Below are 13,944 nucleotides of genomic sequence, written 5' to 3' on the forward strand. Positions count from 1 at the left end.
ACAGCAATGGCAAGTCATGATCACTATTACGTTCCGGCGCAGAGCAAGTGGCCGATCATCGCCACCATCGGCATGTTCATCACGGTGTTCGGCCTGGGCACCTGGTTCAACGACATCAAGGCTGGCCACCCGTCGTCGCACGGGCCGCTGATCTTTTTCGTCGGCGCGCTGTTCCTGGCCTACATGCTGTTCGGCTGGTTCGGTGCGGTGGTCCGCGAGAGCCGCGCCGGGCTGTACAGCCCGCAGCTGGACCGCTCGTTCCGCTGGGGCATGAGCTGGTTCATCTTCTCGGAAGTGATGTTCTTCATGGCCTTCTTCGGCGCGCTGTTCTACGTGCGCGTGCTGGCCGGGCCGTGGCTGGGCGGTGACGGGGCCAAGGGTGTTGCGCACATGTTGTGGCCGACGTTCGAATTCACTTGGCCGCTGCTGCACACGCCTGACCCAAAACTGTTCCCGCCGCCCAAGGAGGTGATCGACCCGTGGCACCTGCCGCTGATCAACACCATCCTCCTGGTCAGCTCCAGCGTGACCATCACCCTCGCGCACCATGCCCTGCGCCGTGACCATCGTGGCCCGCTGAAATTCTGGATGGCGCTGACCATTCTCCTGGGCTTGAGCTTCATCACGCTGCAGGCCTACGAGTACCACGAGGCTTATACCAAGCTGGGGCTGACCCTGGGCTCGGGCATCTACGGCGCGACGTTCTTCATGCTCACCGGCTTCCACGGGGCCCACGTGACCTTGGGCACGATCATCCTGATCGTGATGTTCGTGCGCATCCTGCGCGGGCACTTCAACCCCGACAAGCACTTCGGTTTCGAAGCGGCGAGCTGGTACTGGCACTTCGTCGATGTGGTGTGGGTGGGGCTGTTCATCTTTGTGTATGTGCTGTGATCAGAACGGTGCGTGAGACACCAGCTGACCACTGATGAAGCCCCAGGCCACCAGGCCGATGGTCAAGGTGGCGAGGGCCACCCGCACGGTCAGGGCTTTGAGCAGGCGGGTGGAGTTTTCATCGTCCTTGACCAGAAACACCAGGCCACTGAACAGGCTGGCAACCGTGGCCAACAGCATCAGGACAATCGCGGCCTTGAGCATGGCGCTTCTCCAGGGGAATGCGGTGATGTGGATAAGTATAGCGATTGGCCCGGCGAGGCTGCGATGAGGCCGTTTCGCCCGGGCTGGATACCGACCCTGGTAGTGCTTGCGCTGCTGCCGGGGCTGATTGCGCTTGGCTGCTGGCAGCTTGGCCGGGCTGATGAGAAGCGCGCGCTGCTGGACACTTATGCCGAACGCGAGGTCGCCCCTGCATTGGCCACCAGCCAGCTGCAACAGTCGCAGGACCCGGCCTACCGTCGCGTGCGCCTTTACGGCCGCTTCGACGCCGAACACAGCGTGCTGCTGGACAACAGCCTGCGCGACGGCCAAGCCGGCGTCGAACTGCTGCAACCCTTCCATGACCAAGCCAGTGGCCTGTGGCTGCTGGTCAACCGCGGTTGGCTGCCGTGGCCGGACCGCCGTGTGCCGGTGCAATTCAACACCCCCGATCAGGCATTGGCACTGGATGCCACGGTGTATGTGGCGCCTGGCAAAACCTTCCAGTTGCACCCCGACCCTGTAGGCGGGCAGTGGCCGCACCTGCTCACTGCCATCGACGCTGCGCAACTTTGGCAGCAACTCGACCGCGAAGGCTTTGCCCATGAGCTGCGCCTGGAATCCGGCCCAGCCAGTTACCGGCTGGGTTGGCCGATCGTTGCCCTGGGCCCGGAAAAGCACTTGGGCTACGCCGCGCAATGGTTCGCCCTGGCCACCGCCCTGGTGCTGCTCTACCTCTACTTTGGCTGGCACCGCAAGAAGGAGAATACCGATGGCCGCCGCCACTCCACTGGACCTGCCTGAACGTAGCAAACCCAGAGCCCGCGGGCGTTTGCAGCTGATCCTGATTCTGCTGGTGGTGCTCGGGCCGATGGTCCTGGCCACCTGCATGTACAAGCTGCAGTTCTGGGTGCCCGACGGTCGCAACTACCACGGCGCGATGATCGGCAATGGCGAGAGCCGCGCTGATATCGGCATCGCTGGCGAGGACGAGCGCTGGCAGTTGCTGGTCAGCGCCCCGCAAGCCTGTGCCGAGGACTGCCAACGGCTGGTCTATCTGGTGCGCCAGATCCAGGTTGGCCTGGGCCGCGACGCCAGCCGCGCCAGCCATGCCCTGGCAGCGGCTCAGCCGCTGAGCGCCGAGTTCCAGGCACTGCTCGGCCGTGAATACCCGCAATTGCAACGCTATCCGCTGGACACCCAGCGCTATTTGCAGAAGGTTGGCGAACCCGGCCCGCAACTGTGGATCGTCGACCCGCACGGCAATCTGGTGCTGCGCTACGACAGCAAGGTCAATGGCAAACACGTGCTCGACGACCTGCGCCACCTGCTCAAGCTGTCCAACATCGGCTAGGAGCCTGCCATGGCCAGACCCGGATTCCGCCTCGCTGTGTTCGCTACCCTGCTGGCACTGCTGGTCGTCCTGCTCGGTGCCTACACCCGACTGACACACGCCGGGCTCGGCTGCCCGGACTGGCCGGGCTGCTATGGCTTCATCAGCGTACCCAAGAGCGAAGCGCAGCGGGCCCATGCCGAACTGCACTTTCCTGACCACCCGGTAGAAGAGGCCAAGGGCTGGGCCGAGATGGTTCACCGCTACTTCGCCGGTACCCTTGCCGTGGTGATCGCCCTGCTCGCCTTGCAGGGGCTGCGTCGGCATGCCCGTGAGGGTCAGCCCTATCGCCTGCCACTGTTATTGCTGGGCGTGGTGCTGGCACAGGCGGCGTTTGGCATGTGGACCGTCACCCTCAAGCTGTGGCCGCAAGTGGTTACAGCGCACCTGCTGGGTGGTTTCACCACCCTTAGCCTGCTGTTCCTGCTGTCGCTGCGTCTATCCCGGGCCTTTGCGCCGTTGCCGAAATTGCCACTGAGCCTTCGGCGGGTAGCCGCGCTGGCCTTGTTGGTGGTGATCGGCCAGATCGCACTGGGTGGCTGGGTCAGCTCCAACTATGCGGCGGTCGCCTGCATTGACCTGCCCACCTGCCATGGCCAGTGGTGGCCGGCGGCAGACTTCAGCAACGGCTTCCACCTCACCCAGCACGTCGGCCCCAACTACCTGGGTGGCCAGCTTGACAGCGATGCGCGCACGGCCATCCACATCAGCCATCGACTGGGTGCGCTGCTGGTGACCTGTGTACTGCTGATGCTCAGCTGGAAGCTGCACCGCTGTGGCCTCACTGGCTTGTCGCGGGTGGTGTTGCTGGCGCTGGCAGTGCAGATCGGCCTGGGGATCAGCAATGTGCTGTTCCACCTGCCGCTGGCCGTCGCGGTGGCACATAACGCAGGTGGCGCGCTGCTGCTGCTGAGTATGGTGCTGGTGAACTACCGCATCCGTGTGGTTGACAAGGTCCGTGTCGGGGTTGGCCAGGGTTGGCGCCTGCGGCCTGTGGCCGGGGTCAGCATCACCCATCAGATGAGGAACGATTCGTGGCGACGCTTCTGAGCGCAAGGCGTGCCGGCTGGCGCGATTACCTGGAGCTGACCAAGCCTAAGGTGGTGGTGCTGATGCTGATCACTTCGCTGGTGGGCATGTTCCTGGCGACCCGCGCGGGGGTCAGCTGGAGCGTGCTGCTATTCGGCAACCTGGGCATTGCCTTGTGTGCGGGCGGCGCGGCGGTGGTCAATCACGTGGTGGACCGGCGCATTGACGCGCTGATGGCGCGCACCCACAAACGCCCGTTGGCTCAGGGCCGCGTCGAGCCGTTGCCGGCGTTGCTGTTCGCCCTGGCCCTGGCGCTGCTCGGTATGATCGTGCTGCTAGTGTTCACCAATACCCTCACCGCCTGGCTGACCCTGGCCTCCCTGCTCGGCTATGCGGTGCTCTATACCGGCTTTCTCAAGCGCGCCACGCCGCAGAACATCGTCATCGGCGGCCTGGCCGGGGCCGCGCCGCCGCTGCTGGGCTGGGTCGCGGTGAGCGGCCATGTCAGCGCGGAGCCCCTGCTGCTGGTGCTGATCATCTTTGCCTGGACGCCACCGCACTTCTGGGCGCTGGCCATCCACCGCAAGGAAGAGTACGCCAAGGCCGATATCCCGATGTTGCCAGTCACCCATGGCGAGCGTTACACCAAGCTGCATATCCTGCTCTACAGCCTGATATTGCTGGCAGTAAGCCTGCTGCCGTTTGCCATCCACATGAGCGGCCTGTTGTACCTGGCCTGCGCCTTGGCGCTGGGCTTGCGCTTCCTGCACTGGGCCTGGGTGTTGTACCGTGGCAGCCGGCCGCACGCGGCGATCGGCACCTTCAAGTACTCTATCGGCTACCTGTTCGCGCTGTTCATCGCGTTGCTCGTTGACCACTACCTGTTGCTGAATCTATGACCCGAACCCAGAAAACCGTCTTCATCCTCGTTGCCCTGGTCGCGCTGATCATGGGCCTTACCGTCAACAAGGTGCTGAGTGAGCGTGGCCAGCCGAACCCGACCGAGCTGATCGACGCCGGGATCATCCTGCTGCCGCAGAGCCGCACGGTGGCCGACGTGACCATGACCAACCAGGATGGCCAGCCGGTGCAGCTGGACGACCTGAAGGGCAAGTGGTCGCTGCTGTTCTTTGGCTACACCTACTGCCCGGACATCTGCCCGACCACCCTGGCCCAGTTGCGCCAGGTGAAGAGCGAGCTGCCCAAGGAGGCCGTGGACCGGCTGCAGGTGGTATTGGTGAGCGTGGACCCGAACCGCGATACGCCGAACCAGCTGAAGCAGTACCTGGGCTATTTCGACAAGGATTTCGTCGGGGTGGCAGGCTCGATCGAAGATACCCAGAAGCTCGCCAATGCCTTGAGCATTCCGTTCATCCCGGCGGATACCAGCAAGCCGGGGTATACCGTGGATCACAGCGGCAACCTGGCAATCGTCGGGCCGGATGGGCGTCAGCGCGGGTTCATTCGTGCGCCGTTCAACAACCAGAAGCTGGTGGCGCAGTTGCCGGTGCTTGTGAAGCGGGATTGAGCAGGGCCCAAAAGCTTCGCGGGCACGCCCGCTCCCACAGAGATATCAGAAAGCCTGAAGCTAGTGATAAACCTGTGGGAGCGGGCGTGCCCGCGAACAATCCAGCGAGGTAGTTCGGTTTAGAACGCCGGAACCACAGCGCCCTTGTACTTCTCGTTGATGAACTGCTTCACCTCAGGCGAGTGCAGTGCAGCAGCCAGCTTCTTCATCGCGTCCGCGTCCTTGTTGTCCGGGCGGGCAACCAGGATGTTCACGTAAGGCGAGTCGCTGCCTTCGATGGCCAGGGCGTCTTTTTCCGGGTTCAGCTTGGCTTCCAGCGCGTAGTTGGTGTTGATCAGGGCGATATCGACCTGGGTCAGCACGCGCGGGATGGTGGCCGCTTCCAGCTCACGGAATTTCACGCTTTTCGGGTTTTCGGCAACGTCCTTCACGGTCGACAGGATGTTGGTGTTGTCCTTGAGCTTGATCACGCCGGCCTTGTCCAGCAGCAGCAGGGCGCGGCCGCCGTTGGTGGCGTCGTTGGGGATAACCACGGTGGCGCCGGAGGACAGCTCGTCGAGCTTCTTGATCTTGGCCGAATACACGCCCAGCGGCTCGATGTGCACGCCGGCGACGCTGACCAGGTTGGTGCCCTTGGCCTTGTTGAACTCATCCAGGTACGGCTGATGCTGGAAGAAGTTGGCGTCCAGGCGCTTTTCGGCCACTTGCACGTTCGGCTGGATGTAATCGGTGAATTCCTTGACCTTCAGCTCTACGCCCTCTTTCGCCAGTTGAGGTTTGACGAAGTTGAGGATCTCGGCGTGCGGCACCGGGGTGGCGGCGACGGTGAGGGTTTCGGCAGCATTGGCCGAGAAGGCCGCGACAGCGGCGACAACAGCAAGCAGCTTCTTCATGAATCACTCCTTGTGAGGGCCGCGACGGCCCCCTAACGGGTCGGCCGGGCCGACCCCATTGGGGTTACTTACGGGAAAAATGCACGACCAGTTTGTCGCCCACGCTCTGCAGGACTTGAACCAGTACCAGCAACAGCACCACGGTCACCACCATCACGTCGGTCTGGAAACGCTGGTAGCCGAAGCGGATGGCCAGGTCGCCCAGGCCGCCAGCGCCGACCACACCGGCCATGGCGGTGTACGACACCAGGGTGATGGCGGTAACGGTAATCGCCGCAAAGATGCCTGGGCGCGCTTCCGGCAGCAGTGCGCTGGTGATGATCTGGCGCGTGGTGGCGCCCATCGACTGGGTAGCCTCGATGATGCCGCGGTCCACCTCACGCAGGGCAGTTTCCACCAGGCGCGCGAAGAACGGCGTGGCACCGACCACCAGTGGCGGGATAGCGCCGGCGACACCCAGCGAGGTGCCGGTGATCAGCACGGTGAACGGGATCATCACGATCAGCAGGATGATGAACGGCAGCGAGCGCAGGATGTTGACCACCAGCGATAGCAGCGCATACACGCCCTTCTGTTCGAACATCTGCTTCGGCCCGCAGAGGAACAGCAGCACGCCCACTGGCAGGCCGAGCAGCACGGTGAAGAACAGCGAGCCGAACAGCATGATCATGGTATCGACGGTGGCCAGCCAGATCTCGGTCCAGTCGACGTTGGCGAAGAAATTCAGGGCGTCCATCAACGCAGTACCTCCATATGTACGTCAGCTGCCTTGAAGCGGGCGAACGCCGCTTCCATGTCACCGCCGATCAGGGCGAGGGTGAGCTGGCCATAGGGGACATCCTTGATGCGGTCGATACGCCCGGCGAGGATGCTGTAATCCACACCGGTTTCGCGGGCCACGGTGCCCAGCAGCGGCGCGTAGGTGGCGTCGCCCTGGAAGGTCAGGCGCACGATGCGGCCTGGCACGTGGGCGAAGTCGTCGCGCTGCTCGCCTTCGTCGACCTGCTCGTCTTCCTGGACGAAACGCTTGGTGGTCGGGTGCTGCGGGTGCAGGAACACGTCCGCCACCGAGCCTTGCTCGACGATATGGCCGGCATCCATCACCGCCACACGGTCGCAAACGCGGCGGATCACGTCCATTTCGTGGGTGATCAGCACGATGGTCAGCTTCAGTTCACGGTTGATCTCGGCCAGCAGCTGCAGCACCGACGCGGTGGTCTGCGGGTCGAGGGCGCTGGTGGCTTCGTCGCAGAGCAGGATCTTCGGGTTGGTCGACAGGGCGCGAGCGATGCCGACACGCTGCTTCTGGCCGCCAGAAAGCTGCGCTGGGTACTTCTTCGCATGGTCTTGCAGGCCGACACGGGCCAGCAACTCGGTGACACGCTTGTCGATCTCGCTGCGCGACAGCTCGCCGGCCAGGGTCAGTGGCAGGGCGACGTTGTCGGCGACGGTCTTGGACGCCAGCAGGTTGAAGTGCTGGAAGATCATACCGACTTGCTGGCGGAAGCTGCGCAGCTGGCTGGCGTTGAACGCGGTGACGTCTTCGCCATCGACGATGATCGTGCCGCCGGAAGGCTCTTCGAGGCGGTTGATCAGGCGCAGCATGGTGCTCTTGCCGGCGCCGGAATGGCCGATCAGGCCGAACACCTGGCCGTCTTCGATGGTCAGGCTGGTCGGATTCAGTGCGGGGATTTCCCTACCGGCGACGCGGTAGGTCTTGTGTACCTGTTGGAACTCGATCACGTAGCGAACCTTGTGGGGCGCATGGAATTTGGGTCAGCGGTTAGCTGGGGTCGCGCATTTTAGCCTTTTCCCATAGCTGTTCTTAGCATTTATTTCGTAATGCACCAATCCTTCGGGCATATCGCGACAACCGGTAATTCTGATTGAACGCTCGACAAAGCCCTTCGGTCACTACTTGCACAAGCCCGACAGGGGCACGCCTGAAGACTGATAAGGAGAGCCGTGATGCCCAGCAAGAAACCGGATTCGCCGAAACAGAGCCAGCTCGCCGGTACCGACACGCCCGATCGGGCCAATACCAATCGCAAGTTGCAGGCCTTGGAACAGAATCGCAGTGATGCGACCGGCCAGGCGCTGCGTACCAACCAGGGCGTGCGCATCGCCGATAACCAGAACACGCTCAAGGCCGGGCCGCGTGGCCCCTCGCTGCTTGAAGACTTCATCATGCGCGAGAAGATCACCCACTTCGACCACGAGCGCATCCCGGAGCGTATCGTGCACGCCCGGGGCACGGGTGCCCATGGTTATTTCCAGAGCTATGGCAACCACGCCGAGCTGACCAAGGCGGGCTTCCTGCAGGACCCTGAAAAAATCACCCCAGTATTCGTGCGCTTCTCGACCGTGCAAGGCCCACGCGGGTCCGGCGATACCGTGCGCGACGTACGCGGGTTTGCGGTGAAGTTCTATACGGATGAAGGCAATTTCGACCTGGTGGGTAACAACATGCCGGTCTTTTTCATCCAGGATGCCATCAAGTTTCCGGACTTCGTCCATGCGGTAAAACCTGAGCCGCACAATGAAATCCCCACGGGCGGTTCGGCTCACGATACCTTCTGGGACTTCGTCTCGCTGGTGCCCGAATCGGCACACATGGTCATCTGGGCCATGTCCGACCGCGCCATCCCCCGCAGCCTGCGGATGATGGAAGGCTTTGGCGTGCATACCTTCCGCCTGATCAATGCCGAAGGCGTGGCGAATTTCGTCAAGTTCCACTGGAAGCCGCGCCAGGGCGTGCACTCTCTTTTGTGGGACGAGGCCCAGAAACTCGCAGGCAAAGACACCGACTTCCAGCGCCGGGACCTGTGGGAAGCCATTGAGACGGGCGATTATCCGGAATGGGAATTGGGCGTGCAGATCGTGCCGGAGGCGGATGAACACAAGTTCGACTTCGACCTGCTCGACCCGACCAAGATCATTCCCGAAGAGCTGGTGCCGGTTACGCCGCTGGGCAAGATGGTGCTCAACCGCAATCCGGACAACTTCTTCGCCGAGGTTGAGCAGGTTGCTTTCTGTCCTGGCCATATCGTGCCGGGGATCGACTTCACCAATGACCCGTTGCTGCAGGGCCGGCTGTTTTCCTACACCGATACGCAGATCAGCCGTCTTGGCGGACCGAATTTCCACCAGATCCCAATCAACCAGCCCGTTGCGCCGAACCACAACAACCAGCGTGATGCGCTGCATCAGCATGTGGTGCACAAGGGGCGTGCTTCCTATGAGCCCAATTCGATCGACGGCGGCTGGCCGAAAGAGACGCCTCCAGCGGCTCAGGATGGGGGCTTCGAGAGTTATCAGGAACGCATCGACGCGCACAAGATCCGCCAGCGCAGCGAGTCGTTCGGTGATCACTTCTCCCAGGCGCGGCTGTTCTTCCAGAGCATGAGCCCGACCGAGCAACAGCACATCATCAAGGCCTACAGCTTCGAGCTGGGCAAGGTGGAGCGTGAGCACATTCGCGCGCGCCAAGTGAATGAGATCCTGGCCAACATCGACCTCAAGCTGGCTGCCGCGGTCGCTGCCAACCTCGGCTTACCGGCACCCAAAGCCGGTACGGTACAAGTCAAGGGTAGCCAACTGGCGAAGTCGCCGGCCTTGAGCCAGATGAACCATCCAAGTGTAGTCGGTATCAAGGGACGCAAGATCGCGGTGCTGGTAGCCGATGGCGTGGATGGCACGAGCGTCGACAAGCTGGTCAAGGCGCTGGAAGCCAAGAGTGCCAGGCCAATGCTCCTGGGGCCGACTTCGGCGCCGGTGAAGGCGGCGGATGGCAAAGCATTGGCGGTCGATGCGTCGATGGAGGGCATGCCGTCGATCATGTTCGACGGCGTTGTCGTACCCAAGGGGGTGGACAAGGCCTTGGCTTCAAGCGGGCTGGCGAAGCACTTCCTGTTGGAAGGCTACAAGCATCTGAAGGCGATGGTGTTGACCCAGGACCTGTTGAGCAGTCTGGGGCTCAAGGAAGACAAGGGGTTGCTGCTGGGGGATGACCAGAAGACAGTGGATGCCTTTGTCAAAGCAGTCGAGGGGCACCGGGTGTGGGAACGGGAGGCTGCCGCAGAGGCGGTGCCTGCCTGAAGGCCCTTCGCGGGCGGTTCGATGCTTCGAATCGCCCGCGAAGTGTTCAGCGCTGATGCGGAACCAGTACCACCTGCGCCGGCATCGAGCGCTGAATCTCATGCTTTTGCTTCAACTTGAACCCGCTGTCGAGCTTGTGCACGCGTTTCTCCAGCAGGCTCTTCAGCCAAGGCGCATCTTGGGTGCGCGGCACCTGGAACACTACTTCGCACTGGTAATTGACCACGTCCTTGGCAATCTCGTCGAGCTGGCGGCGCATCGCCTGAATGTCGGTGGTTTTCAGCGCAATCACCGTGCTCGGCGCCGTCGGGTCGATGACCCGCGCCTGCGGCTTGGCTTCGGCAGCCTTCAAGGCCGCTTCTGCCTTCTCCAGCTCGGCCTTGCGCGCCAGGGTCACTGCATCGCCACCGGTTACTGCCGGAGCCTGCGGCATCAACGCACGGGCCCTGGCCAGCGCGGTGGCGGCAGCGTTGACGTCGCCCTTCTGCAGCACGACCTGGCTGCGTTTCAGATAGGCCTCGGCCAACTGACGCTGGTTCTGCTCCAGACGAGCGTCATCAGGTGACTGCGCCTGCAAGGTGGCCAGCTGGTCCTCGGCGGTGGCCAGCTCATTGCTGGCGATACTCTGTTGCAGCTGCTGCCAGGCATCGGCTTGGGCAGGTGCATCGGCCTGCTCTACCGGTGCGCTAGAACACGCGGCCAGGAACAGGGAAAACGCGGCAACAAGCAGATAACGGGATGCGAACGGCTTCATTCCTGCGACTCTCTATTTGCGCAAAAAGCGAGCAAGTCTACACCCAGGTGCGCACGCTCGAAAATAAGTCTTACAGACCCTTTACCCGTGAAAAGGTTGCAGGGCGCACCTGCGTGCCCCCTGTGTTCAGCGTTTTGGCAGGGCCAGGCTCATCAAGAATAGCACCGCCGCGCAGACCACGATCGATGGCCCGGCCGGTGTGTCCTTGAACCAGGACATGGCCAGGCCACCGCACACCGAGGTTATGCCGATCAGCGTAGCGGCCAGTGCCATTTGCTCTGGCGAGCGGGCGTGACGCTGCGCGGCGGCGGCGGGAATGATGAGCAACGAGGTGATCAACAGCACGCCGACGATCTTCATGGCCACGGCGATCACCACGGCGATCAGTAGCATCAGCGCCAGGCGCAAGCCGGCCACCGGCAGGCCTTCGACCATGGCCAGTTCCTCATGCACGGTGATCGCCAGCAACGGCCGCCACAACGCGGCAAGCAGTAGCAGCACCAGCGCGCTGCCACCCAGGATCCAGGCCAAGTCGGTGGTGCTGATGGCCAGCAAGTCGCCGAACAGGTAAGCCATCAGGTCGATGCGTACGTCATGCATGAAGCTCAGCACCACCAAGCCCAGCGACAGGGTGCTGGGGGCGAGGATGCCGAGCAGGGTGTCGGAGGCCAGCGGTTGGCGTTGCTGCAAGGTTACCAGCAGGATCGCCAGCAGCAGGCAGCCCACGGTCACCGCCAGGGCCGGGCTGACATCCAGCACGAAGCCCATGGCCACGCCCAGCAGCGCGGCGTGGGACAGGGTGTCGCCGAAGTAGGCCATGCGCCGCCACACCACGAACGAGCCGAGCGGCCCCGCGACCACTGCCAGGGATAAACCCGCAAGCAAGGCGTAAAGAAGAAAATCAGCCATGCTTGCAGTGCTCTCCGTGAACATGGGCGCCAGGTGCGACGACCGAGCCGTGCAGGTCGTGGCTGTGGTCGTGGTGGTGGTGATAAACAGCCAGGCTCGGGGCGTTCTGGCCGAACAACTCGACAAAGGCCGGGTCGTTGCTGACTTGCTCCGGGTGGCCTGAGCAGCACACGTGGCGGTTCAGGCAGACCACCTGGTCGGTAGCGCTCATCACCAGATGCAGGTCGTGGGAAACCATCAGCACGCCGCAGCCGTGGCGGTCGCGCAGACGGGTGATCAGGTTGTACAGCTCGGTCTGGCCGACCACGTCGACACCCTGCACGGGCTCGTCGAGCACCAGCAGTTGCGGCTCGCGCAGCAGCGCCCGAGCCAGCAGCACGCGCTGCATCTCACCGCCGGAAATTGTCTGGATCGGGCTGTCGATGACTTGCTCGGCACCCACTTCCTGTAGTGCCGACAGGGCAGTCGCGCGGTCTACGCCGGGCACCAGACGCAAGAAGCGCAGCACCGACAGCGGCAGCGTGGCGTCTACCTGGATTTTTTGTGGCATGTAGCCGATGCGCAGCTTCGGCTTGCGCCAGACCTTGCCGCGATGCGGCTTGAGCAGACCGAGCACGGCGCGCACGAGGGTGGTCTTGCCGGCACCGTTGGGGCCGATCAGGGTCACGATCTGGCCGGGCGCCACCGCGAGGTCGATGCTGTCGAGCACTGCTTCACCACCAAAGCTGACGCCGACCTGCTCGAGGCGGATCAGGGCGTCGCTCATGCTGCGCTCCGGCAATTGGCGCACAGGCCGACAATTTCCACGGTCTGGGTTTCGACGCTGAAGCCCACGCCCTTGGCGCTGCTGATGATGGCGTCGCTGATGCTGTCCTGCTCCAGCTCGATAGCCACATGGCATACACGGCAGATCAGGAACTGGCCCTGGTGCGCATGCTCCGGGTGGCTGCAGCCGATGAAGGCGTTGAGCGAGGCAATGCGGTGCACCAGGCCGTTTTCCAGCAGGAAATCAAGGGCGCGGTACACGGTCGGCGGGGCGGCGCGGCGGCCATCCTGTTCGCTGAGCACGGCAAGGATGTCGTAGGCGCCCAGCGGCTTGTGGCTCTGCCACACGAGCTCCAGCACACGCCGGCGCAGTGCGGTCAGGCGCAGGCCCTGGCGCGTGCACAGGGCATCGGCTTCGGACAAGGCGCTGTGCACGCAATGGGAATGATCGTGGGGACGGTGAGCCAGCGGCGTGATGGACATGGGCAGCGACGGTTCTGGATGGAGACGTTATTATGTTACCTGTTTCTGACGAGTCGAGTATTCATCGTGTCCCGATTCCTGGTGCTTTTTGTCGCTTTCATCGCCTGCTCGGCACAGGCTGACGTGCGTGTGCTGACCAGTATCAAACCCCTGCAGCAGATTGCTGCCGCTGTGCAGGATGGCGTGGGCAACCCCGACGTGCTGTTGCCGCCGGGCGCTTCGCCGCACCACTACGCCCTGCGCCCCTCCGACGTGCGCAAGGTCGGCGACGCCGACCTGCTGTACTGGATCGGCCCGGACATGGAGAGCTTCCTGCCACGGGTGCTGGGTAGCCGCAGCAAGCCAACGGTGGCCGTGCAGTCACTTTCGGGCATGAAGCTGCGCCACTTTGGCGAGGACAGCCATTCCCATGAGGAAGCTGGCCAGGACGACCACGACCACGATCACCGCCCAGGCAGCCTGGATGCGCACCTGTGGCTGTCGTCGGTCAACGCCCGGGTCATTGCAGCGAAGATGGCGGCTGACCTGGCAGTGGCCGACCCGGCCAATACCGCGCGCTACCAGAGCAACCTGAAGGCCTTCACTGATCGCCTGGATGCGCTGGATGGGCGGATCAAGGCGCGGGTAGCCGGGATCGCCGGCAAGCCTTATTTCGTGTTCCATGAGGCGTTCGACTACTTCGAGTCGGCCTATGGCCTGCAGCACACCGGCGTGTTCAGTGTGGCGTCCGAGGTGCAGCCGGGCGCGCAGCATGTGGCCGCGATGCGCAAACGCCTGCAAGAAGTGGGCAAGACCTGTGTGTTCAGCGAGCCGCCACTGCGGCCGCGTCTGGCCGAGACGTTGACGGCCGGGCTGCCGGTGCGTCTGGCCGAACTGGATGCCCTGGGCGGCTCCGACCCGGTGGATGCCAAGGGTTATGAGCGCCTGCTCGAGAAGCTCGGTGGTGACCTCGCGGGCTGCCTGGAACAACTCTAAGGCGAGGCACGGTCCTTGTAGG

Annotated in this window: 16 protein-coding genes; 8 read left to right on the forward strand and 8 right to left on the reverse strand. The window is 63.3% G+C overall.

The features are described from left to right. Positions 1 to 6 precede the first annotated feature (6 nt). Positions 7 to 894 (forward strand): cytochrome c oxidase subunit 3, encoded by an 888-nt coding sequence (locus tag APH28_RS04725; protein ID WP_060507817.1) that lies wholly within the window; start codon positions 7 to 9, stop codon positions 892 to 894. On the opposite strand, the gene APH28_RS04730 is transcribed toward APH28_RS04725, so the two are convergent. After that, positions 895 to 1,098, reverse strand: coding sequence for a twin transmembrane helix small protein (locus APH28_RS04730; RefSeq protein ID WP_060507818.1), 204 nt, complete (start codon positions 1,096 to 1,098; stop codon positions 895 to 897). 63 nt (positions 1,099 to 1,161) lie between these two features. Between APH28_RS04730 and APH28_RS04735 the strand changes: the two genes are divergently transcribed. From APH28_RS04735 to APH28_RS04755, 5 genes are read left to right on the forward strand one after another with little or no spacing between them, the layout of a single operon-like run. Next, on the forward strand, positions 1,162 to 1,899 hold the full coding sequence (locus tag APH28_RS04735; RefSeq protein ID WP_060507819.1) for an SURF1 family protein: 738 nt from the start codon (positions 1,162 to 1,164) through the stop codon (positions 1,897 to 1,899). Beyond that, positions 1,868 to 2,449, forward strand: coding sequence for a hypothetical protein (locus APH28_RS04740; RefSeq protein ID WP_060507820.1), 582 nt, complete (start codon positions 1,868 to 1,870; stop codon positions 2,447 to 2,449). Before APH28_RS04735 ends, APH28_RS04740 begins: the two co-directional genes overlap by 32 nt. Positions 2,450 to 2,458: 9 nt before the next feature. Then, entirely contained in the window at positions 2,459 to 3,538 is a 1,080-nt protein-coding gene (locus APH28_RS04745) for a heme A synthase (protein ID WP_060507821.1), read from the forward strand. Next, positions 3,523 to 4,416, forward strand: a complete 894-nt coding sequence (cyoE, locus tag APH28_RS04750) for a heme o synthase (protein WP_060507822.1) — start codon at positions 3,523 to 3,525, stop codon at positions 4,414 to 4,416. Before APH28_RS04745 ends, cyoE begins: the two co-directional genes overlap by 16 nt. Next, positions 4,413 to 5,045, forward strand: coding sequence for an SCO family protein (locus APH28_RS04755; protein WP_060507823.1), 633 nt, complete (start codon positions 4,413 to 4,415; stop codon positions 5,043 to 5,045). Before cyoE ends, APH28_RS04755 begins: the two co-directional genes overlap by 4 nt. A gap of 119 nt (positions 5,046 to 5,164) precedes the next feature. Here the strand turns inward: APH28_RS04755 and APH28_RS04760 are convergent, their stop codons facing one another. The 3 genes from APH28_RS04760 to APH28_RS04770 form a co-directional block, all read right to left on the reverse strand. Further along, on the reverse strand, positions 5,165 to 5,938 hold the full coding sequence (locus APH28_RS04760; protein WP_060507824.1) for a MetQ/NlpA family ABC transporter substrate-binding protein: 774 nt from the start codon (positions 5,936 to 5,938) through the stop codon (positions 5,165 to 5,167). A 64-nt stretch (positions 5,939 to 6,002) separates the two neighbouring features. Then, positions 6,003 to 6,674 (reverse strand): methionine ABC transporter permease, encoded by a 672-nt coding sequence (locus APH28_RS04765; RefSeq protein WP_060507825.1) that lies wholly within the window; start codon positions 6,672 to 6,674, stop codon positions 6,003 to 6,005. Next, positions 6,674 to 7,681 (reverse strand): methionine ABC transporter ATP-binding protein, encoded by a 1,008-nt coding sequence (locus APH28_RS04770; RefSeq protein ID WP_060507826.1) that lies wholly within the window; start codon positions 7,679 to 7,681, stop codon positions 6,674 to 6,676. The genes APH28_RS04765 and APH28_RS04770 overlap by 1 nt, the downstream gene beginning before the upstream one ends. Before the next feature lie 225 nt (positions 7,682 to 7,906). Between APH28_RS04770 and katE the strand changes: the two genes are divergently transcribed. Beyond that, a complete protein-coding gene (katE, locus tag APH28_RS04775) occupies positions 7,907 to 10,036 on the forward strand; it encodes a catalase HPII (RefSeq protein ID WP_060507827.1) in 2,130 nt (709 codons plus the stop codon). Between the two features lie 46 nt (positions 10,037 to 10,082). Here katE and APH28_RS04780 read toward each other — a convergent pair whose 3' ends face one another. The 4 genes from APH28_RS04780 to zur all read right to left on the reverse strand — a co-directional run bounded on the left by APH28_RS04780 (position 10,083) and on the right by zur (position 12,947). Continuing rightward, the gene (locus APH28_RS04780) at positions 10,083 to 10,790 is read right to left on the reverse strand and encodes a PA5502 family lipoprotein (RefSeq protein ID WP_060507828.1); all 708 of its coding nucleotides are present in this window, start codon (positions 10,788 to 10,790) and stop codon (positions 10,083 to 10,085) included. Positions 10,791 to 10,916: 126 nt separating this feature from the next. Further along, a complete protein-coding gene (znuB, locus tag APH28_RS04785) occupies positions 10,917 to 11,699 on the reverse strand; it encodes a zinc ABC transporter permease subunit ZnuB (protein WP_060507829.1) in 783 nt (260 codons plus the stop codon). Then, on the reverse strand, positions 11,692 to 12,465 hold the full coding sequence (gene znuC / locus APH28_RS04790; RefSeq protein ID WP_060507830.1) for a zinc ABC transporter ATP-binding protein ZnuC: 774 nt from the start codon (positions 12,463 to 12,465) through the stop codon (positions 11,692 to 11,694). The genes znuB and znuC overlap by 8 nt, the downstream gene beginning before the upstream one ends. Next, entirely contained in the window at positions 12,462 to 12,947 is a 486-nt protein-coding gene (zur, locus tag APH28_RS04795; RefSeq protein ID WP_060507831.1) for a zinc uptake transcriptional repressor Zur, read from the reverse strand. The genes znuC and zur overlap by 4 nt, the downstream gene beginning before the upstream one ends. Before the next feature lie 18 nt (positions 12,948 to 12,965). Here zur and APH28_RS04800 point away from each other — a divergent pair, with 18 nt between their 5' ends. Beyond that, positions 12,966 to 13,922, forward strand: coding sequence for a zinc ABC transporter substrate-binding protein (locus APH28_RS04800; RefSeq protein WP_082432261.1), 957 nt, complete (start codon positions 12,966 to 12,968; stop codon positions 13,920 to 13,922). Positions 13,923 to 13,944: the final 22 nt, after the last annotated feature.

The organism is Pseudomonas sp. NBRC 111124, assembly GCF_001320245.1.
GTDB lineage: Bacteria > Pseudomonadota > Gammaproteobacteria > Pseudomonadales > Pseudomonadaceae > Aquipseudomonas.